Here is a 22,510-nt window from a genome sequence, read left to right on the forward strand (position 1 = left end):
AAAGCACATTCAGGTGCTGTCAGAATCTGGAGAATCACATGCAGCTTAAACGTGTGGCAGAAGCCAAACTGCCAACCCCCTGGGGCGATTTCCTGATGGTGGGCTTTGAAGAACTGGCAACCGGGCAGGATCATGTCGCGCTGGTGTATGGCGATATTTCGGGGCAAGCCCCGGTACTGGCTCGCGTACACTCAGAATGTCTGACGGGCGATGCCCTTTTTAGTCTGCGTTGTGATTGCGGTTTTCAGCTGGAAGCGGCGCTGTCGCACATCGCTGAAGAGGGGCGTGGGATCCTGCTCTATCACCGTCAGGAAGGCCGAAATATCGGTTTGCTAAATAAAATTCGCGCTTACGCGCTACAGGATCAAGGCTACGATACCGTCGAAGCCAACCACCAGCTTGGCTTTGCCGCCGATGAGCGCGACTTTACGCTATGCGCCGACATGTTCAAACTGCTCGGCGTAGAGCAGGTTCGCCTGTTGACCAACAACCCGAAGAAAGTCGAAATTCTGACCGAGGCGGGGATCAATATCGTCGAGCGCGTGCCGCTCATCGTCGGGCGTAACCCGAAAAACGAACACTATCTCGATACCAAAGCTGCCAAGATGGGGCATCTGCTGAATAAATAAATCAGCTCCAGAATGAATCAGGGCCAGCATTCGCTGGCCCTTTCTTTTACAGCATATTACGAATCACATAATGCAGAATGCCGTCGTTCTGATAGTAAGTCAGTTCTGTCGCAGTATCGATACGACAGCGACACTGAATGACCTCCTGCTGTCCATCGGCGCGGGTAATCGTGACTGGAACCGTTGCCGCAGGATGCAGCGCCTGCAGGTTACTGATATCGATCCGCTCTTCACCGGTCAGCTGTAGCGTTTTACGCGTCACGCCCTGCGGGAACTCCAGCGGTAATATCCCCATGCCAATGAGGTTGGAGCGGTGAATACGCTCGAAGGACTCGGCAATGACCACCCGCACGCCCAACAGACGCGGCCCTTTTGCCGCCCAGTCGCGGCTGGAGCCTGAGCCATATTCTTTACCGGCGATCACCGCCAGAGGGGTACCTTCAGCTTTATACAGCATAGCCGCATCGTAGATGGCGATAGGCTGCGTGTCCGGCAAATGACGCGTCATTCCCCCTTCCACGCCCGGCACCATTTCGTTGCGGATACGGATATTCGCAAAGGTGCCGCGCATCATGACTTCATGGTTACCGCGTCGCGACCCATAAGAGTTGAAATCACCGCGCGCCACGCCGTGCTCCTGCAAATAGCGTCCTGCCGGGCTATCTGCCTTGATGCTTCCTGCCGGAGAGATATGGTCGGTGGTCACTGAATCGCCTAACATCGCCAGGATCCGGGCGCCGTGAATATCTTCTACCGGTTTCGGCTCAACCTCCATCTCATCAAAGAACGGCGACAGGCGAATATAGGTAGAGTCATCCTGCCAGCGATAGGTATCGGAACGCTCAACCTGAATCGCTTTCCACTCCTCGGTGCCTTCGAAGACTTCGGCATACTCTTTACGGAACATGTCGGTGGAAACCTGCTGCACCGCGCGAGCAATCTCCTCGCCGCTCGGCCAGATATCCTTCAGGAACACCGGCTTACCGTCTTTACCGACGCCGAGCGGTTCACGGGTCAGGTCAATGTTCATATTGCCAGCCAGCGCATAAGCCACGACCAGCGGTGGCGACGCCAGCCAGTTGGTTTTCACCAGCGGATGGATACGACCTTCGAAGTTACGGTTGCCGGAGAGCACTGCGCCGACGGTCAGGTCACCTTTTTTGATGGCCTCTTCGATAGGTTCCGGCAGCGGCCCGGAGTTACCGATACAGGTTGTGCAACCGTACCCTACGAGGTTAAAGCCCAACTCATCAAGATAAGGCGTCAACCCGGCATGCGCCAGATAATCAGAAACCACTTTCGAACCCGGCGCCAGCGAGGCTTTCACCCACGGCTGCGGTTTCAGGCCGCGCTCAACGGCGTTCTTCGCCAGCAGGCCGGCGGCCATCAGCACGCTCGGGTTGGAGGTATTGGTACATGAGGTGATTGCCGCAATCGCCACCGCGCCTTCCGGCAGCGAATAGCGTTGCCCATTGAGCGTATAATCAACCGGCTGGCGCGATTTTTGCGTTTGATTCACTTCCAGTTCGTTACTGGCGGCAAACGCTTTCGGCACATCGCCCAACGCGACGCGATCCTGCGGCCGTTTCGGCCCGGCGAGGCTGGCCTCAACCGTGCCCATATCCAGCGCCAGGGTGCTGGTAAAGACCGGCTCATCGCCCGTCTGCCGCCACATACCCTGCGCTTTGGCATAAGCTTCAACCAACGCCACCTGCTCTTCGCTGCGCCCGCTCAGGCGCATATAGCTGAGGGTCACTGCATCGATCGGGAAGAATCCGCAGGTCGCGCCATATTCCGGCGACATATTCGCAATGGTCGCCCGGTCGGCCAGCGGTAACGAGTCGAGGCCATCGCCATAGAATTCGACGAACTTGCCTACCACACCGTGTTTGCGCAGCATCTGGGTCACTGTCAGCACCAGGTCGGTCGCGGTGATCCCTTCACGCAGTTTACCGGTCAGCTTGAAACCAACGACATCGGGAATGAGCATGGATACCGGCTGGCCAAGCATCGCGGCTTCCGCTTCAATCCCACCGACGCCCCACCCTAATACGCCAAGGCCGTTGATCATGGTGGTGTGCGAATCGGTACCCACCAGCGTATCCGGGTACGCCACCCATTCGCCATTCTGCAGTTCGCTCCAGACGGCACGGCCGAGATATTCAAGGTTCACCTGGTGGCAGATCCCGGTACCCGGCGGCACAACGCTAAAGCGGCTAAAGGCCTGCTGTCCCCAGCGCAGGAAAGCATAACGCTCGTGGTTCCGCTCCATTTCAAGACGCACGTTGTCTTCAAAAGCGTTTTCATTACCAAAACGGTCCACCGTCACCGAGTGGTCAATCACCAGGTCAACCGGCGAGAGCGGATTCACTTTCGCCGTATCGCCGCCCAGACGTTTTACCGCTTCGCGCATGGCAGCTAAATCGACCACCGCCGGTACGCCGGTGAAATCCTGCATCAGCACGCGTGCCGGGCGATAAGCGATTTCGCGGTCAGCATGCGCTGTCGCCAGCCAGCCGGCCAGCGCCTGAATGTCCTGTTCGGTGACCGAATCGCCGTCCTGCCAGCGCAGGAGGTTTTCAAGCAGAACTTTGAGAGATTTGGGCAGTCGAGTGAGATCGCCCAGTTGTTTAGCGGCCAGCGCCAGGCTGTAGTAATGGTAGGTTTTGTCTTTGACCTGTAGCGTATCCTTACTGGCTGCTCGTAATGTTGACGACATAGCTCCTCCTTTATCACAGGGATGCATGCCCTGAACTCCTCAGGGTCTTTATTAAAGATAACACAAACCTGACATAACACTTTGATAACAACTCAAATTGCTAAAATTGACAAAACCGTACAATTCAGAAAATTTGATGATAGCGATATTACAACGAGGAGATATTTGATGAGGTTAAGTAAGTTCCAAACAGCTAAACAAGTGTGATCGAAAAAGAGCTAATCACGGCTTGTCGTGATTAGCTCAGGATGGATTAACATTTAAAGCTGATAAGTCGGAAAATAATTTCTTCCACAGTGTTTCACAATTCCGGGTGCTAATTTTACCAACCTCCTTTTGTCACAAAAATGAAATATAACTTTCTCTGATAAACTGCTTTAGCTAATAATCCAGATGAATAATGCAACGATGCACCAGAAAGCGCTAAGTCCCACCAGTAGTGAGCCCCAGACCTGACTGCGCAGCGTTGGATCGATTTCCGCTTTGTCACTTTGGTATGCCATCGCGAGCTTTGTATAATCGATATTGTTTATCATTTCATCACCACCAATTGCTAAAATCATCAGGTACAGATAAATCTTAATAAGATATATAAAATAGATCCAGCTAATTCGGGAACAGGTAAAAGGCTTTTAGCCGTTATTTTGATCGCAGCGGGTATAATGAAAAAGTAATGAAGTGAAATACGCAGAAATGTGATTACAACGAGGTTTATAAGTTCTGATAAGGTCCATAATAGAAAATGGCACTCCCCGGAGGAAATGCCATTTAGCAATACGATTATTTTTCCGGCAGTTTAATATCTTTGAACATCGCCTCAATATCCTCATTCGAACGTAGCGCCACGGCTGTGTCTACCACATCCCGCGTCAAATGTGGCGCAAAACGCTGAATAAAATCATACATATAACTTCTGAGGAAGGTGCTTCGGCGGAAGCCTATCTTGGTGGTGCTGTGGCTGAAAATACCATTGGCATCAAGTTTTACCAGGTCCGGATCGGACACTGGATCGACCGCCATGCTGGCAATGACCCCAACACCAAGCCCTAAACGCACATAGGTTTTGATAACATCGGCATCAGTCGCGGTGAAGACGATACGCGGAGTGAGCCCGGCGCGATTAAACGCGGTATCCAGTTCGGAACGTCCGGTAAAGCCGAAGGTATAAGTCACCAGCGGGTACTGCGCCAGCTCTTCGATGGTCACCGAGCCTTTAGAAGCGAGCGGGTGATCCGGGGTCACCACAATTGAGCGGTTCCAGTGGTAACACGGCAGCATCACCAAATCGTCGTACAGATGCAGCGCTTCGGTAGCAATGGCAAAGTCGGCATTGCCCTTTGAAACCGCTTCTGCAATCTGCGTCGGCGACCCCTGATGCATATGCAAAGAGACCCGCGGATAACGCTCAATAAAGCCCTTAATCACCCCAGGCAGCGCGTAACGCGCCTGAGTATGGGTGGTGGCGACGTACAATGAGCCTTTATCCGGCCAGGTGTGCTCCCCTGCCACGGATTTAATGGCCTCAACTTTGGACAGCACTTCGCGCGCGATGCGGATAATTTCCTGCCCGGCTGGAGTGACCTGAGTTAAATGCTTACCGCTGCGGGCAAATATCTGAATCCCTAACTCATCTTCCAGCATCCGCACCTGCTTGCTGATGCCTGGCTGCGAAGTATACAAACCTTCGGCGGTAGAGGAGACATTCAGGTTATGGTTAACAACCTCAACGATGTAGCGGAGTTGCTGTAGTTTCATGGCTGATATCCGTAAACGCGTAAAATGAATCCGCTTAATACACATTACGTTCAGACTGCTGCCTGCTGGCGGCAAAATGCCAGACATTCCCTGTGGCGCGCCGAACCAGCGCCACAACGCGTCCTGAAACCGATGATGTATAAGACGATTTGATAATAAAAAAGTGATTCGCTATAACCACTATATCATTTATATCTACAGTGTATAGATGGTAACAAAAAATAATAAGTCGGTTATAAAGCGGGAGCGACGAGGCGGTGCGCGTGGATAACAGGAGAAAAAATGGGCCGCATTGCGGCCCATTCAGAAGGTTACTTTTTCGCTTCAGTCCATTTGCCGTCGATAAAGAAAGCGGACCAGCCGGTCGCTTTGCCCTCTTTCTCGGAGGAGACGTACTGTTGCTTGGTCTTACGACTAAAGCGTACCAGCGTTTTATTGCCTTCCGGATCCTGCTGCGGCGCATCGGCCAGATAACGCAGCTTTTCAGGCAGGCGATCGCGGAAGCGGTACAACTCTTCCACTAATGGCGCACGCGTTTCACGTGATTTCGGGAAGGTGTTTGCCGCCAGGAAAACGCCCGCCGCGCCATCGCGCAGGACGAAGTAAGCGTCGGACTTCTCGCATGGCAGTTCCGGTAAAGGCACCGGATCTTCCTTCGGCGGAGCCACTTCGCCATTACGCAGGATCTTACGCGTATTTTTACACTCGTCGTTGGTACAAGCCATGTACTTACCAAAACGCCCCATTTTCAGGTGCATTTCGGAGCCGCATTTCTCACACTCCACGATAGGGCCGTCATAGCCTTTGATACGGAACTCGCCCTCTTCAATCTCATAGCCATCGCAGGTCGGGTTGTTGCCGCAGACATGCAGTTTGCGCTTCGGATCGATAAGGTAACTGTCCATCGCGGTGCCGCATTTCTGACAGCGACGTTTAGCGCGCAGCGCGTTGGTTTCGGCATCATCGCCTTCCAGCACGTTGAGGACTTCGTTTTCCGGTACCAGGTTAATAGTGGTTTTGCAACGCTCTTTCGGCGACAGCGCGTAGCCAGAGCAGCCGAGGAATACCCCGGTACTAGCGGTACGAATGCCCATTTTACGCCCGCAGGTCGGACAGTCGATGCTGGTCAGCACCATTGGGTTCGGCTGCATGCCGCCTTCTTCAGGATCCTTCTCAGCCGTCTGTAGCTGGGAAGTGAAATCGCCAAAGAAGTTATCCAGTACCTGTTTCCACTCGGCCTGATGATTAGCCACCTGATCGAGGCGGTCTTCCATCTGGGCGGTAAAATCGTAGTTCATCAGATCGCGGAAGTTCTCTTCCAGACGGTCGGTGACGATTTCACCCATCTTTTCAGCGTAAAAACGACGGTTCTCGGCACGTACATAGCCGCGGTCCTGGATGGTCGAAATGATCGACGCATAAGTGGACGGACGACCAATGCCGCGTTTTTCCAGCTCTTTCACCAGCGAGGCTTCGCTGAAACGCGCAGGCGGTTTGGTGAAGTGCTGCGCTGGGGTCAGTTCCACCAGGCTCAGGTTGTCGCCCTGATTGACCACCGGTAACGTACGGTCTTCATCGCCTTTACGCAGCGCTGGCATCACTTTCGTCCAGCCGTCAAAGCGAAGCGTACGTCCGCGGGCTTTCAGTTTGAACTCGCCAGCCTGTACCGTCAGGGTGGTTGAGTCGTATTTTGCCGGGGTCATCTGACAGGCGACGAACTGACGCCAAATCAGTTGATATAATTTCTGCGCATCGGCTTCCATGTCTTTCAGCGATTCCGCCATCACGTTCACGTCAGAAGGACGAATCGCTTCGTGCGCTTCCTGCGAATTTTCTTTGCTGGCGTACTGATTCGCGTTTTCAGGCAGGTATTTTTTGCCGAAGTTATCGCCGATATAGCCGCGAACCATGTTCAGCGCATCCTGACTCAGGTTGGTTGAGTCGGTACGCATGTAGGTTATATGGCCGGCTTCATACAGACGCTGGGCCATCATCATGGTTTTCTTCACGCCGAAGCCAAGACGGGTACTGGCGGCCTGCTGCAGCGTGGAGGTGATAAACGGCGCGCCCGGCTTGCTGCTGGTCGGCTTATCTTCGCGCTCCAGCACGCTATAGAGCGCTTTTTCCAGCAGCGCGACGGCAGCCATGGTTTCGTCGCGGTTAACCGGACGGAACGGCTTGTCATTCTTGTGAGTGACCTGCAACGGTAATGCATCGCCGCCCGGCGTGGTAGTACTGGCGTCGATCTCCCAGAACTCTTCCGGAACGAAGGCTTTAATTTCGCGCTCGCGTTCAACGACCAGGCGGACTGCGACAGACTGCACGCGTCCTGCGGACAGACCGCGGGCAATTTTTTTCCACAGCAGTGGAGAAACCATATACCCCACCACGCGGTCCATAAAGCGACGCGCCTGCTGGGCATTAACACGATCGATATTCAGCTCGCCCGGCTTCTCAAAGGCCTGACGAATCGCGTTTTTGGTGATTTCATTAAACACCACGCGGCTGTACCGTTGCTCATCACCACCGATAACCTCCCGCAGGTGCCAGGCAATGGCTTCCCCTTCGCGGTCAAGGTCGGTTGCGAGATAGATGTGGTCGGCTTTTTCCGCCAACTGTTTGAGTTCTGAAACTACCTTTTCTTTACCCGGAAGTACTTCATAATGCGCATTCCAGTCGTGCCATGGGTCCACGCCCATGCGGTTGACCAGAGCGCCACGTTCATCCTTTTTAGGCTTTTTAGCCCCTTTGGTGGAGGTAGAGTCGGCGCTCTTTTTGGAAGCTGAGCCACTGGTCGGCAAATCGCGGATATGACCGACGCTGGATTTCACCACGTAGTCATTACCCAGATACTTATTGATCGTTTTGGCTTTTGCCGGGGACTCAACGATAACGAGAGCTTTACCCATATTCACCTTTACCTAATTTAATTCATCCAGGAATACATCGCACATTGATTCACCATCCACTAGCGACGTGCCTGATATGTTGCGGCCACGTCGATGGATATCAACCCTCTGCACGCCCAGTTTCACATCCATAAAACCAGATAGCTGAGTTTGCTGGCTTTTGCGAGCCAGGTTGCATAGCACGAAGAATTTTTGGCCGAATGTCAAGCAAATCTGTTGCCAGATCGCTGAAAGCGTCACACTGTACCTGATAAAATTCGTTACGCAACTTTATTAGCATGCAAAAGCTAACTCCGCCAGTAAAGTGATGTTTCTTAGCCAGTTGCAATTACCCCTGCACAATCAATGGAAAATTTGCCCGTTGCCCTCTCGCAGCGTAGACTACCGGCGAAGAACTACAGGAGTCCGTTATGCAAGGTACAACCCAACCCATCGAACGCCAGGCGTTACTTGAAATTGCCAACCAACTCATTCGCGATCATGAAGATACGTTAGCCGGAATTGAAGCCACCAACGTCGTTCAGCGTAACGGGGTTTTGGTGTTCAGCGGCGAGTTTTATCTTGATGAACAAGGTTTGCCGACAGCGAAGAGCACTGCCGTATTTAACATGTTCAAGTATCTCGCTCATGAGTTGTCAGATAAGTATCACCTGGTTGATTAATCGCCAGTCATTGATGGGCCGGCTCTCGGCTTAAGCCAGCCAGAAACAACAACGCGAGGTATCAGCCTCGCGTTGTTTTTATTACATTAACGGTTTTTGTCCACGCTGCCACCAGCGCAACAATAGACGGTCAGCGCTTTCCGCCGCGCTCCCGGTAACGCGATCGAGCAATTTCTTACGCTGCTGATAACGCACGCTAATCACATCGTGATTATCCATCATGCTCAACAGGAGTTCATCGCTGGTTTGTACCGCATCCGCCAGCCCTTTTTCCAGCGCCTGCACGCCGTACCAGTGCTCGCCGGTCGCCACCTTTTCGATATCCAGCGACGGGCGCATCTGATGGACGAAATCTTTAAAAAGCTGATGGGTTTCATTGAGATCGTCGCGAAACTTCTGTCGACCTTCCTCGGTGTTCTCGCCCAACATGGTTAACGTGCGTTTATATTGCCCGGCGGTATGGAGTTCAATATCGATGTCTTTGTTTTTCAGGAAGCGATTGATGTTGGGGATCTGCGCCACTACGCCAATCGAGCCAAGGATAGCAAACGGCGCGCAGACGATTTTGTTCGCCACGCAGGCCATCATATAGCCGCCGCTGGCAGCGACCTTATCGACCGCGACCGTTAGCGGGATTTGTTTATCACGTAAGCGCTGCAGCTGCGAAGCCGCCAGGCCATAGCCGTGAACCACCCCGCCAGGGCTTTCCAGACGCACCACCACCTGGTCGCGCGCCTTCGCCGAAGCCAGCACCGCCGTAATTTCTTCGCGCAGGCCGCTTACCTCGTGAGCATCCATACTGCCTTTGAAATCCAGCACCCAGACACGCGCCTTGCCGCTGGGTTCCGCGGTACCCAATTTTGCCCGCGCTTTGGCCTCTTTGGCTTCCTGCTTATGTTTTTCTTCTGCGCTTTATGCCAGAGTTTTTGCTGCGGGCCATCCAGTAGCGCCACCGCCAGCTCTTCTTTCATCTCCTTATATTGCTCGCTAAGATTCGTTACCCGCAGCTCGCCGCGCTGCTTCTTACGCTGAGTCAGATTAACGATAATGGCGGCGATAACCGCAATGGCGACGACGATAGTCGCAGCCTTGGCTAAAAATAAGCCGTACTGAGCAAGTAATTCCACGTTTTCACCTTGTGTAAAGCACTGACGTTGACGCACAGTGTACATCAGCCTTTATCATCAAGTCTCTGCGCTTTCCGTGCGCTGCGAGGCGCATTCCCGTTTTTTTTGTCGCAATGAAATCGTTGCAAGATATTAATTCTGCGAAGAGTTTCCCTTTGACTGATTGCAATCATCAATCGTTTGAGGCATAAAGCGCAAAAGTAAGATACCGAATAAGACATGGCCGTACGCAGGCCAGCAGAGGAGTCGCCGTGCACTATCAACCGCAATATCACCTACTTAAAGACCGTATCATTCTGGTCACCGGCGCCAGCGACGGCATTGGCCGTGAAGCCGCCCTCACCTATGCGCGCTACAGCGCAAGCGTGGTCCTGGTTGGCCGCAATGAAGAAAAACTGCGCGGCGTCGCGCAAGAAATTGAACAGGCTGGCGGTATTGCGGCACGCTGGTTTACCCTCGACCTGTTGACCTGCACGCCGCAGGAGTGCCAGCAGCTGGCGCAGAAAATCGCGATTCACTACCCGCGCCTTGACGGCGTGCTGCACAATGCCGGCCTGCTTGGCGACGTCTGTCCGATGGACCAGCAGGATCCTGAGGTATGGCAGCAGGTGATGCAGGTAAACGTTAACGGCACGTTTATGCTCACCCAGGCGCTTCTTCCTTTATTACTCAAGTCCGATTCCGGCTCGCTGGTGTTTACCTCTTCCAGCGTTGGCCGCCAGGGCCGCGCCAACTGGGGCGCCTACGCGGCCTCTAAATTCGCTACCGAAGGGATGATGCAGGTCCTGGCCGAAGAGTACCAAAGCCGTCATCTGCGGGTAAATTGTATTAATCCCGGCGGGACGCGTACCAAAATGCGCGCCAGCGCCTTCCCGACAGAAGATCCGCAAAAGCTGAAAACCCCCGCCGATATCATGCCGGTCTATTTATGGCTGATGGGCGATGATAGCCGGCGCAAAACCGGTATGACCTTCGATGCCCAGCCGGGGCGTAAACCAGGGATCTCCCAATGAGCGATCAACGCTACCGCGAGCGCCAGCAGCGGGTAAAAGACAAAGTCGATGCGCGGGTCGCCGCCGCCCAGCAAGAACGCGGGTTGATCATGGTATTTACCGGTAACGGCAAAGGCAAAACCACCGCCGCCTTCGGTACCGTCACCCGTGCGGTTGGACACGGTAAAAAAGCCGGCGTGGTGCAATTCATCAAAGGTACCTGGCCTAACGGTGAGCGTAATTTGCTGGAGCCGCACGGCGTCGAGTTCCAGGTGATGGCCACCGGCTTTACCTGGGATACGCAAAATCGCGACAGCGATACCGCCGCCTGTCTCGATGTCTGGCAGCACGGGCGCCGAATGCTCGCCGACGATAGCCTGGATCTGGTACTGCTGGATGAACTGACCTACATGGTGGCTTACGACTATCTGCCGCTGGAAGAGGTGCTGACGGCGCTGCGCAACCGCCCAGCGCATCAAACGGTGATGATTACCGGCCGCGGCTGCCACCGCGAGATTATCGAGATAGCTGACACCGTCAGCGAACTACGCCCGGTAAAGCACGCCTTTGACGCCGGGGTCAAAGCGCAGATGGGGATTGATTACTAACCGCCAGCCTCGCCAGCAGTTGGCCGTTTAATGGCAGGCATACGCAGTCCTCGCCGAGCGCCAGCTGTTGGTCGAGGACGTTTTGCCGCGAAACAAAGCGTTTGCGGTACTCGGTCGGCGTCAGTCCGCAGTATTTGTTAAAGGCGGCGATCAGGTATTTGTGCTCCTGAAAACCGCAGCTATGGCTGATTTCGGTGATCGGCGTACGCGTATCACGCAGTAGATTGCGAGCCTTATTCAGCCGCACCAGGGTCAGATACTCTTTAAAGTTGTAACGACTCACCCGCTTAAACAGCCGGGAAAACCACGAATAGCTCATGCCGCTGTGCTCTGCCACTTCGCTCAAGGTCAATGGCCGGTCGTAATGCAGATTAATATAATCAATGCCTTTTTTAATCATCGACTCTTCGCGTAGCGAGCTCTCCTCACGCTCCTGAGGCTCTCCTGCCGTCACCAATGCATCAAGCAGCAAATATATCGCCGCGATACGCTGGAATGGCGTACGGTTATCGACAAGCTGTTGCAGCAGCGCCGTTAACCGCTGGCGCACCTGCCAATCCACGCTCTGCGCAATACGCCCGGCGGTACACCACTCCAGCCGCGGAGAGGGATGCATTTCATCAAACAGACCTGGCGAAAACTGCACGGTGACCAGTTGGCTACCGGGCATCTCCGCGCTGAGTGAATGCACCTCCTCCGCGTTGATATACAACATATCGCCCGCGCGCAATTGCCACTCCCGCTGGCCGACGGCCAGCGTGAAACCGCCATGCAGGACGGTGATAAGCTCCGGCGCCGGGTGCCAGTGAGGTTCGCAGTAGCGCACCTCGGCGGCGAAGACGTTGAGTTTCTCAGCGTCGAAGGCGATCAGCTCGTAGCCGCTATTGGTCGCCGGCTGCCCGCTTTGTGTCACCTGACGGGGATGCGTCACTGAAAACGGGAACACGGAGTACCTCCTGAACTTTTGTTGATTAATGACCCGCCAGCACGGCATTGAGTTCGTCGCGATCGATATCCAGCGCCAGGAACTCAGTCAATGCAATCAGCAAACCACAGAACAGATCCGGCGCCAGGCGGATAAGCTTTTCACGTACCAGGTCAGGCGCTACCCCGCTCTTCGCCGATATCAGCGCCACCACGCGGGCAAAGGCTTCCGGCTGTTGAATAAGCTGCTGCAGAGAATTGTCGTCGCGCAGCGGTACGTAGCGCGCAGGGCAATCAATCTCAACGCTTGCCGTTAAGGGAAGATCGCGAGACGAGGCGCCCACGTAGATTTGCCACTGCCCAGGGGTCACCAGCCAATCCGCCAGCCCCGGATGATAGCAGGCTAAATCAGCGACGGGCAGCGCAAGCTCAACGCGACGCGTTTCCCCTGCCAGCAACGACACTTTGCTAAAGGCTTTCAGCGCGCGAACCTCGCGGATCAGCTCCCCCTTCGGGGCCGTAACATACAGCTGTACAATCTCCTTGCCCTCGCAATCGCCGATATTCGTTAAATCAAAGGCGACATGCAGGGTTTCGCCTTCGGCAAGCCGCGATGCGGAAAGCGCAAGATTGGCATAGCTGAATTGGGTATAGCTCAGGCCAAAGCCAAACGGGAAACGCGGCGAAAGAAGGCGTTTATCGTAATAGCGATAGCCGACAAATAGGCCCTCGCCATAGTGATGGCGCAGGTTTTCCCCTGGATACTGCAGCCAGGCAGGCGTCTCTTCGAGAGTATTTGGCACCGTGACGGTTAGCTTACCGCAGGGGTTCCGCTTACCGAAGAGAATTTCAGCCACGGCGCGCCCCATCCCCTGTCCGGCAAAGAAGGTTTCCAGCAGCGCCCGGCATTCGCCAAGCCATGGCATCACCACCGCATCGCTGTTGGCCAACACCACAACCACGTTTGGCTGTACCCCGGCGACCTCACGGATCAGCTGTTCGTGCGCGGGAAGAATATTCAGATCCTGGCGATCGCCATTCTCGCCATCTTCACCGACCGCCGTGCTGACAAAAATCACTGCCACATCGGCGGCTCCGGCGACGTCACGCGCCTGCGCCAGCGCCTGCTCGTCGCTTTGATTGTCGTCTGGCGCGCCCGGCGCCCACGTGACCTTAAAGTCATCCCCGGCAAGATCGAAAATCTCATCCAGCGGACGGTCGAGTAAATAGGGAACCGTAGTGGCGCAACCCGAGCCCTGAATAACCGGCTCCTGAGCGGGTTTACCGATCACCGCGATGCGCGGCGTTTTGTGTGGCTTCAGCGGCAGCAGGTTGTCTTCATTTTTCAGTAATACGATGGATTCTGCCGCTAAACGCTGCGATAACGCATGATGTGCGGCAAAGTCAGCACGCGTGTGCGGCCGGCGATGTCGTTGCACTTTATCAACCAGTTCCAGCATCCGCAGACACGCCCGGTCGACCACCGGCATCGGTACCTCCCCGCAGGAGATTGCCGCCAGCAGGGTTTGTTTGTCCCGGCGGGTTTCCGGCATTGCCAGGTCATTGCCGGCAAGCAGCGATGCCGGGCGATCTTTAATACCGTACCAGTCGGACATCACCAGACCGTCATACCCCCATTCATCACGCAATACCTGGGTCAGTAAGAACGGATCCTGCGATGTTTGAACGCCATTAAGACGATTATAAGAAGACATCACCGTCCAGGGCTGGGATTTGGCGATCGCTCGTTGAAATCCGGCGAGATAGATTTCACGCAGCACCCGCTCCTCAATAATCGAATCCATTTCGGTACGCCGATACTCGGAGTTATTGGCGGCAAAATGTTTAAGGCTGGCGCCGACGCCTTCGGCCTGTAAGCCGTTAATCAGCGCCGCGGCGATATCCCCACTTACGACCGGGTCCTCTGAATAGTATTCATAGCCGCGTCCAGCCAGCGGGGTGCGCCGAATGTTAATTCCCGGCCCCAATAGAATACCCACCCCCATCTGTTGGCATTCGCGACCCAGCGCTTCGCCCATCTCCCGTACCAGTTCAACATCCCAGCTACAGGCCAGACTGGAGCCATTCGGAAAACAGGTGGCCGGCAGCGAGGCGCTGAACAACGCTTCGCTGCCGCCCTTGGCGACAGGCTCGTCGGCGCTGGCCTGGTCGGCGGTTTGGGTAATCACCGAGATGAAGTCATCCATGCTCCACTTTTCATTGCCATCTATTTGCGCGCTGCTATAGCGCACGCCGTAGGTACCATCGGTCATCACGATATCGGGGATACCGTGCTGCGGCATCGATGCCGTGCGCCACAGGCCGCTGCCGGTCAGCAGCGCCACTTTTTCCTCTACCGACATGGCGGCGATAACGGTACTAAAATCGTTGTTCATCTCTCTGACTCCTTGAGGTTAAAGCGCGTTTTGCTTACGCAGGCTGATTTTCTGCACGATATCGCGATAGGTATTTTCATCTAACGCATAGCAGGCCACGAAGATGGCGCTGATGGCGAACATTGCGCCGGGGAAAAGCGTCATCAGAATATTGATGCCATTAATCGCATCGCTGGTCACATTACCCGCATCATAGTGATAAAGATCCAGCATCCAGCCCGCGCAGCCGCCGCCAATCGCCATCGCAATTTTAGTGATGAAGTTAAAGAAACCGTAGATGGCCCCCTCAGAGCGTACACCGTGATGCCATTCAGCATATTCGACGGTGTCGGCAATCATCGACCACATGGCGACAAAGCCCATGCCAAGCGTAATGCTGTAAAGACACACGCCGATCATTATCAGCCACAGGTTATTACCAGCGATGAAATATTGCATCAGTACCCCCAGCACGCCAATTAACAACGCCAGAAGCGCCATTTTCTTTTTCCCCATTAACGCAATCACTTTCTCAGAGATAATGGTTCCAATAATATAAGCACCAGACTGAATCATGAAGAAAGTAGCGGTAAACCCTTCGCTGCCGATAATGTATTTAATAAAGTAAATGGCGATCGCCATCCAGACTGTATAGGCGATATAGAAAAACACGGTAAATAATGAAAGATGAATCAGTGGTGCATTACCTAATACCGCACGGAACATTTCGCGAAGCGTCGGCGCATTCATTTTATCCTCTTCGCCAACGCGTTCTTTGGTCATGCCAAAACAGGCAAGAAACATAAAAGTCGCTAACAGCGCAAAGCAGGAAACGGCAAAGACATAGCCTATTTGTTTGTCGTTAAAGGGCGAAATCAGCCAGTCTGCCGTTGTGGAAACAATCAGATACCCGACAATAGCCAACACAAAGCGATATACCGACAGCGACGAACGCGAGGCCTCATGCTGCGTCAAGCGGTTGGTCAATGCCGAATAAGGTGTGTTAACCGCCGTATAGGCCAGGCAATAGATGGTATAGGAGGCCAGCGCGAAATAAAGTTTAGCTTCCCCACCAAATGGCACAAAACACAACACGGTTAAAAAGCCTAACGGTATCGCACCATATAATAGCCAGGGACGCAATTTGCCATATTTACTCTGCGTTTTATCAATTGCAAAGCCAATCAGGATATTAAAAATTGCGTCAATCACCCGGGCAATCACAAAGATCAGACTCGCCTGTACCGCGCTGATGCCATAAACATTAGTATAAAAAAATAGTAAGAATAACGAGACAAAACCGAACGATAAATTAGAGGCGAAATCGCCTAAGCCATAGCCTATCTTTTCTTTTACGCCGATGACCACATAGCTTGCCGATAACTTTGTTGTTGTACTCATTGCGGGCTACCTGTTTTGTAATCAGTGCCGACAGTATATGGCGACGCTAATAACATCACTTTGCGTTATTTGTCTGCGTAATTCCTGTTTCTTGTCTTTATGCGAAAGTGTGAAAAATGTCACAAGCGAGGGAAAAGAGGAGCATCCCGGCGGGAACCCGCCGGAATGTACAGCATTAGCCGTTAGTCTTGTTGCGGGTGCTGGAACGGCGGTTGCCGTTATTCCCCTGGCGAGGATTGCCGCTGGTCTGGCTATGACGCTTGACGGCGCGGCGGATTTGATTCGCTTTCATACGACGGCGATCTTTCTCCACCGCTACTTTGCTTTCGGTTTCCGCCGGCAGCTCCACCAGTTCACGAAGATAGTTGGTTTGCGCCAGATCCAGTTCAGTCCAGCCGCCGCGCGGCAGGCCTTTCGGCAGCAGAATATCGCCGTAGCGTACGCGGATAAGACGGCTAACCTGAACGCCGACGGCTTCCCACAGGCGACGCACTTCGCGGTTGCGCCCTTCGGTCAAGGTAACGTTATACCATTGGTTGATCCCTTCACCGCCGGTGAACTTAATCGTTTTAAACGCTGCAGGGCCATCTTCTAACTGTACGCCACGCGCCAGCTGGCGCAGTTTGTCTTCATCGACCTGGCCGAAAACGCGGACGGCGTATTCACGCTCAACTTCGCGGCTTGGGTGCATCAAACGGTTCGCCAGTTCACCATCGGTGGTAAACAGCAGCAGGCCGCAGGTGTTCACATCGAGGCGACCTACCGCAATCCAGCGCGCGCCGCGCAGTTTCGGCAGACGGTCGAAAACCGTTGGGCGCCCTTCCGGATCGTTACGGGTGCAGAGTTCGCCTTCTGGTTTGTAATAGGCCAATACCCGACAAATTTGCTCGGCAGATTCTTTTACCGAAATAAGATGACCGTCGATACGGATTTTCAAACCAGGTACGATTTCAACACGATCGCCGAGGGTTGCGATCTTACCATCCACGCTGACGCGTCCAGCTTCGATGATAGTTTCAATTTCGCGGCGGGAGCCATGGCCAGCACGAGCCAGCACTTTCTGTAATTTCTCGCTCATAGAGCTTCCTTTAGGTGTCGCCTTCCCAGGCGTCTGATATGCTTTGGCAACAACAGGCCATATAAAATCACCAACCTGTTGTTATATAAATACTTTACACATTTTAAGGCGCCATTCGTCAGCACTGTAAAACAGCGCGCGCGCCTGCGTGGGCGAACATACTACACTAACTTCAAAATGAATGCTTCACTGCGATACATTTCTCTGTCTATAGATTATCGCTCGCCGTCAATGCACTTGCCAGGAAGGGAAAGTCGGCAAATGGCGCCGGGTGACCAAACAGATAACCTTGCGCTTTCTGGCAACCGAGGTCGCGTAACTGGTTTTTTATCGCCTCATCTTCAATACCCTCAGCAACGACGGGTACCTTAAACCCCTGAGCCAGCACAATCAGCGATGCAATCATCGATTCTGCTTTATCATCATCGGCAAATTGGCAAATCAGACGGCGGTCAATTTTGATGCTATCAAATGACAGCGTATGTAAATAAGGCAAACTGGATAAATTGACGCCAAAATCATCCAGCGCGACGGCAATACCATGGCGGCGGAGATAAGCAATCATCCGGCTAATTCGCACAGCATCATTCATCAATAACCGTTCGGTTATCTCAAGACAAATATTGCCCGCGACCAGCCCATGACGATAAATTGCATCCATTAAATGCCAGGCAAAATCCTGTTGCAGGAGTTGAATCGCCGATACGTTGATATGCAGAATAAAGTTCGCCGGCGCCCCGCGGAGAATCATCGCGGAAAGTTCCCGACAGGCCTGTTCAATAATCCAGCGTCCCAGCGGGATTATCAACCCGCTCTCTTCCGCCAGGGGGAGGAAACGATCGGGAGGAATTTCGCCTACCGTTTCGGAGCACCAGCGAAGCAAACATTCTCCTTCCTGAAAAGCGCTTTGATCCTGCAAATCCACAATTGGCTGTAGCATCAGATGAAATTCATGTTGCTGGATCGCATCATGAAGATGCTCATGGAGTTGGATATTATAAAGCTCAGCCTCATGCATCTCGCCGCTGAAAAACGTCGCAACGCCGTTTCCCTGTTTCTGCGCATGGCGTAATGCAATCCATGCCTCACGCAACGTTTGTTCAATATTCTCTGCGTGGATCTCAGTCGTCACCAGGCCAATATTGCCGGTATAAACGTATTTGCTTGCCGTAGGAGACGCTTCATTATTGACGTCGATAAATAGTGAGGAGAGCAGTTCTCTGTAGCGCTGACGCTCTTTTGGCTGAGTTTGTCCTGGAAAAACCACGATGAGCTTATCCACTGTATCGCGGGCAATCAGCGTATTCGTCGGCAGTAAATTATGCAGGCGAAAAATATAATCGCTAATAAATTTTTCACCATACTCCGTACTTAAGGAATTGATAATAGCGTTCATATTACTGATATGCACCAGCGCGAGCAGGTTTCTACCTTGATATAGCGATGTCTGACGCAGTAACCCTGTCCGCGAGAATAACCCGGTGGTTTTATCCTCCTCTATTTCACGCCGTTGGGCGTCGAAACTTTCTGCCAGCTTATGCGATAGCGCCATAAATGTGGTTTCCAGAGAGGCTATTTCCGGGAAATGACGCTTATTATCTGGCGGCGTCCAGCGGTGCGTCGCAAGCTGATCCGCTTTACGGACAATATCCCGCAGCGGTTTTACTACCTTCGCCAGGCCATAGAAAACCACCAGCAGACCAAGTACAAAAATGACAAACAGCATGATCATGGTAATGGCTATATATTTAATGATGGTACGGGTAATCATTCTCGCCGGGCTAATCACAATCCCCGTCCAGTGTAATATGTCATCACGGTCGGTGATTGGAAAAGCATCAACATAATATTCTTCTTTGCCGGAACTGAAAAACTGCAATCCCGTATGGTGATTCGCTTTTAACGTGCGACTGGCTGCCACAACAACCGGTAAATGAGTGTTTTCGAGCGTTTGTAGATTCAGCCGTGAGTGTTTTCCCCCGGCCAGCATATTTCGCGTCAATGATGGCACTGATGAAGAAATGAGCTCATTTTTTTCATTAACAATCAGCAGAATACTTTCAGGATGGGGTTTAAATTTTTCCAGGCTTTTATTTAGTTCGTTGAGGTGCAACTCGCTGGCGACGACGCCAACAAACTGTCCCTGGCGATTGAATGCCGGTGAGCTGAACGCAACGCCAATTTCATTTTCATATTCATAATCGCGAAAGGGTTTTGTCCAGTGCGGACGCTGGTCTTTGGCAACCGCCGCATACCATTCGCGCTGCGTTATTTGATAATCCGCACGCACCGCTTTTACTAATGAATTCACCGTCAGGTGACTATAAGCCGTAAGATGGTGATCTGTTTGCGCATCTTTTACCGCAAGATAATCATTCGACTCGGCCTGGCCGCGCGCCACTTGAATAAAATCGCCATTGACCGCGCCAAATCCGACCAAATTCAGATAATGTTTGTTGCTGAAGACGTTATTGGTGGTATTGACCATTTCGCCGATCAGGCTGCGAACCGGGATCGCCGTACTGGATTGACGTCCGATCGCATGAACTAGTATCGCGTTCGATTGCGCGGGAACATCAATATAATCGTGGATGACTTCCTCGATATTGACTCTTTTCGCACGCAGAATATCCTCACTCACCTCATCAAAAAAAGCATAACCTTCGTAGTAGAGAAAAGCATATGTCGTCAGCAGCACGACGAGAATTGTCGTGGCTAAGGTAAATATGATGGCCTGAGTTAGGGTGAACGGGTAGCTGTTGACCGAAAGCTGTTTTTTTAATATTTGCATCGTTATTATCGCCGTTGGTCTATCTCATCATTCCGGTTCAACAACGAAAAACCCATTGGCGACGTCAAAACTATCAAACGTTTTCGGCCGGGAATAATAATATCCCTGGGCCAAATCACAGCCCATCTCCTGCAGTTTTTCTGCCATTTCGCGCGTTTCAACGCCTTCGGCCACCAGCGGCACGGAAAAACTTCGCGCCAACATTAACACCGAGGCGATAACCGCTTCGCTTTTTTTATCGTTAAGTACATTGCTGACAAACCCGCGGTCAATCTTCAGACAATCAAATGGCAGCGAATGCAGATACGAGAGGCTGGAATAACCGGAACCAAAATCATCAATCGCTATACATACGCTAAGACGACGTAGATAAGCCAGTATTTCGACAATTCGCCACGTGTCATGCAGCAAGACGCTTTCGGTGATTTCAAGACAAATATTGCTGTTCATCAAATCATTAGCGTGAATTGATTCCAGCAGATGCTGAGCAAAATCAGGTTGCTGAAGCTGAATTGCCGAGATATTGACGTGCAGTTTAAAATCACGCGGCGCGCCGCGCGTGATAAACGCGGCAAGTTCACGACAGGCGGTTTCAATTATCCATTTCCCTAACGGCACAATCATGCCGGTGTGCTCGGCAAGGGCGATAAATTTGTCGGGCGGCACGAAGCCCAACACATTTGATTGCCAGCGGATCAGGCATTCACCTTCTTTACAAGGCCGCTGCGATTCAAATGAAACGATCGGCTGCAAAACGAGATGGAAACCTTCCGAATGGAGATCGTCGCATAACGCCTGATGCAGACGCAGATTATTCACTTCCTCTTCACGCATGGCGGCCGTGAAAAGTTTACTCGTACCGCTACGCTCCATCTGGGCATGCTGTAAAGCCAGACTAACATTCATCAGACATTCGCCGATGTTCTCTGGGGTTAATGATTCAATCAACATGCCAATATGGCCAGTAAATATATGCGATTCGCCGGGCATATCAGAAGCAGACATACGAAAAACAGAAGCAAGTAGCGCGCTGTACCAGTCGACATCCTTTTCGGCATACATGCCATCAAAAGCGATAATGAACAAGTCTTCTCGATCACGACAACATAATGCCCCTTCAGGCAATATTTTGCGAAGGCGTAAAGTAAACTGGTGAATAAACTGTCGGGCCTGAGTCGTACCGAGCACATTCTTAACCGAGTTGTAGTTGTTAACGTATACCATCGCCAGCATATTGCGATGACGGTACAGCGACTCACAATGCAGTAAACCGCTACGGGTTAAAAAACCGGTTTCGCTATCTTCTTCCAGCTTCCGGCGTTTAGATTCGAAAGTGTCTGGAATAATTGCATACAGGTTGCTCAATGCTGCATCCAACGATGCTATTTCCGGAAATACGCGTTTAGTTGGTTTCTTCCACGGCATTAACCCCAGACGCACTTTATCTGCAACGTCCTTTAAGGCGCCGGTGAAATGAGAAATAATCATCATCAGAATCAATATCAGAATAAAAATAAACAGTGTCGTGGCGAAGGTCACAAGTTGACGCTGTTTATTCATTTCCGCCATTTCCGCATGCTGTGGCGCGATAAGTACCGCCTTCCAGTTCAGCAGATGTTGGCGGTCCTGCACGCTAAAGGCGATCGCCAACAAAGACTCGTCCTCTGTACGCAAGGAAAATGACGTCGGCGACGGCTGCGCCGAGGTAAGCTTTGCTATCAATTGGCGGTCCTGCTGCCATTTATGTTGGTTGCCGGAACGCGCGACAATGCGATTGTTGTCATCGATAAGCAGAAGAGCATAGCTTTTATCCGGCAGGAGACTCTGTAAATAAGCGGTCATATCTGCAGGTGTGGCGCCGCTGGCGATCGCCCCGATGAAGCGGCCTTGTTTATCGTACACTGGCTGGTTCCAGCTCATGATCAAACTGCCGGTAGAGAGAGAGCGTTGCCAGAAACCTTGCGTTTGCTGGCGAGCGCGGCGAAACTGCTGTAAATCAGCAACATTAAACGCGTTATTGACGTTGACAATATTGGTCTGCGGGCTTAACCCGCTGTATTTAACCAGGGAGTGATGATTATCACGCTGGGTTCGTTGTAAATAAATTTGATTACTATGATTGTCACGAATAACAGCAATACTGGAGCCATTTTCCGCAAACCACGACAGGCTCTGGAAGGCGGGCATAGTTTTAAACGCGCGCGCCGTCAAATACACCATTTCAGGAACTAAAGTATCCTTATCGATGTTGTTACTTTCGCCCTGAATATATTGTAAAAATAGATTCGTTATTTGTCGTGGGCGATCGACGGCATCCTCAAGTGTATGCTGAATAAACGCATACTGAGAACCAATGATTTTTTTATCAATGGCACTACTGACCTGACGCGACTGATAGTTAAACAAGCCAGTCAAACTGATAATAATCAGTATTAGCGCCAGCAGTGAAACCACCAGCACGCTTTTTACCAGGGTGATGGGATAGGTATTTGGGGTCAGCTTTGGCATATATTAACGGTAACACTAGAAAGCATGAAAAA

At 52.4% G+C, this 22,510-nt stretch carries 14 protein-coding genes and 1 pseudogene; 4 read left to right on the forward strand and 11 right to left on the reverse strand.

What is annotated here, in order from left to right; all coding sequences use genetic code 11:
* Positions 1-38 precede the first annotated feature (38 nt).
* Entirely contained in the window at positions 39-629 is a 591-nt protein-coding gene (gene ribA, locus EAE_RS21565; RefSeq protein ID WP_015366227.1) for a GTP cyclohydrolase II, read from the forward strand.
* 46 nt (positions 630-675) lie between these two features.
* On the opposite strand, the gene acnA is transcribed toward ribA, so the two are convergent.
* The 4 genes from acnA to topA all read right to left on the reverse strand — a co-directional run bounded on the left by acnA (position 676) and on the right by topA (position 8,012).
* Entirely contained in the window at positions 676-3,348 is a 2,673-nt protein-coding gene (gene acnA, locus EAE_RS21570; RefSeq protein ID WP_015705737.1) for an aconitate hydratase AcnA, read from the reverse strand.
* A gap of 377 nt (positions 3,349-3,725) precedes the next feature.
* The gene (locus tag EAE_RS21575; protein ID WP_020078578.1) at positions 3,726-3,884 is read right to left on the reverse strand and encodes a YmiA family putative membrane protein; all 159 of its coding nucleotides are present in this window, start codon (positions 3,882-3,884) and stop codon (positions 3,726-3,728) included.
* 244 nt (positions 3,885-4,128) lie between these two features.
* On the reverse strand, positions 4,129-5,103 hold the full coding sequence (gene cysB, locus EAE_RS21580; RefSeq protein WP_015705738.1) for an HTH-type transcriptional regulator CysB: 975 nt from the start codon (positions 5,101-5,103) through the stop codon (positions 4,129-4,131).
* 311 nt (positions 5,104-5,414) lie between these two features.
* A complete protein-coding gene (topA, locus tag EAE_RS21585; protein WP_015705739.1) occupies positions 5,415-8,012 on the reverse strand; it encodes a type I DNA topoisomerase in 2,598 nt (865 codons plus the stop codon).
* Positions 8,013-8,422: 410 nt separating this feature from the next.
* Here topA and EAE_RS21590 point away from each other — a divergent pair, with 410 nt between their 5' ends.
* A complete protein-coding gene (locus EAE_RS21590) occupies positions 8,423-8,674 on the forward strand; it encodes a YciN family protein (protein WP_015366222.1) in 252 nt (83 codons plus the stop codon).
* Between the two features lie 81 nt (positions 8,675-8,755).
* Here EAE_RS21590 and sohB read toward each other — a convergent pair.
* A pseudogene (sohB, locus tag EAE_RS21595) lies at positions 8,756-9,801 on the reverse strand (protease SohB).
* A 251-nt stretch (positions 9,802-10,052) separates the two neighbouring features.
* Between sohB and EAE_RS21600 the strand changes: the two are divergent.
* Entirely contained in the window at positions 10,053-10,814 is a 762-nt protein-coding gene (locus tag EAE_RS21600) for a YciK family oxidoreductase (RefSeq protein ID WP_015366220.1), read from the forward strand.
* On the forward strand, positions 10,811-11,401 hold the full coding sequence (cobO, locus tag EAE_RS21605; RefSeq protein ID WP_015366219.1) for a cob(I)yrinic acid a,c-diamide adenosyltransferase: 591 nt from the start codon (positions 10,811-10,813) through the stop codon (positions 11,399-11,401). The genes EAE_RS21600 and cobO overlap by 4 nt, the downstream gene beginning before the upstream one ends.
* On the opposite strand, the gene EAE_RS21610 is transcribed toward cobO, so the two are convergent.
* The 6 genes from EAE_RS21610 to EAE_RS21635 form a co-directional block, all read right to left on the reverse strand.
* Entirely contained in the window at positions 11,373-12,347 is a 975-nt protein-coding gene (locus tag EAE_RS21610) for a helix-turn-helix transcriptional regulator (RefSeq protein WP_015366218.1), read from the reverse strand. The genes cobO and EAE_RS21610 overlap by 29 nt on opposite strands.
* Before the next feature lie 25 nt (positions 12,348-12,372).
* Positions 12,373-14,721: a beta-glucosidase family protein gene (locus EAE_RS21615; RefSeq protein WP_015705740.1), complete on the reverse strand. Its 2,349-nt coding sequence runs from the start codon at positions 14,719-14,721 to the stop codon at positions 12,373-12,375.
* A gap of 18 nt (positions 14,722-14,739) precedes the next feature.
* Positions 14,740-16,101 carry an MFS transporter gene (locus EAE_RS21620; RefSeq protein WP_015705741.1) on the reverse strand — a complete coding sequence of 454 codons (1,362 nt, stop codon included), beginning with the start codon at positions 16,099-16,101 and terminating at the stop codon, positions 14,740-14,742.
* Positions 16,102-16,276: 175 nt separating this feature from the next.
* Positions 16,277-17,179: a 23S rRNA pseudouridine(2605) synthase RluB gene (gene rluB, locus EAE_RS21625; RefSeq protein ID WP_015366215.1), complete on the reverse strand. Its 903-nt coding sequence runs from the start codon at positions 17,177-17,179 to the stop codon at positions 16,277-16,279.
* Positions 17,180-17,387: 208 nt separating this feature from the next.
* The gene (locus EAE_RS21630; RefSeq protein WP_015705742.1) at positions 17,388-19,970 is read right to left on the reverse strand and encodes a bifunctional diguanylate cyclase/phosphodiesterase; all 2,583 of its coding nucleotides are present in this window, start codon (positions 19,968-19,970) and stop codon (positions 17,388-17,390) included.
* A gap of 27 nt (positions 19,971-19,997) precedes the next feature.
* Positions 19,998-22,478 carry a bifunctional diguanylate cyclase/phosphodiesterase gene (locus tag EAE_RS21635; RefSeq protein WP_015705743.1) on the reverse strand — a complete coding sequence of 827 codons (2,481 nt, stop codon included), beginning with the start codon at positions 22,476-22,478 and terminating at the stop codon, positions 19,998-20,000.
* Between the last annotated feature and the right edge of the window lie 32 nt (positions 22,479-22,510).

The sequence above is a fragment of the Klebsiella aerogenes KCTC 2190 genome, assembly GCF_000215745.1.
In the GTDB taxonomy this organism is placed as follows: Bacteria; Pseudomonadota; Gammaproteobacteria; order Enterobacterales; family Enterobacteriaceae; genus Klebsiella; species Klebsiella aerogenes.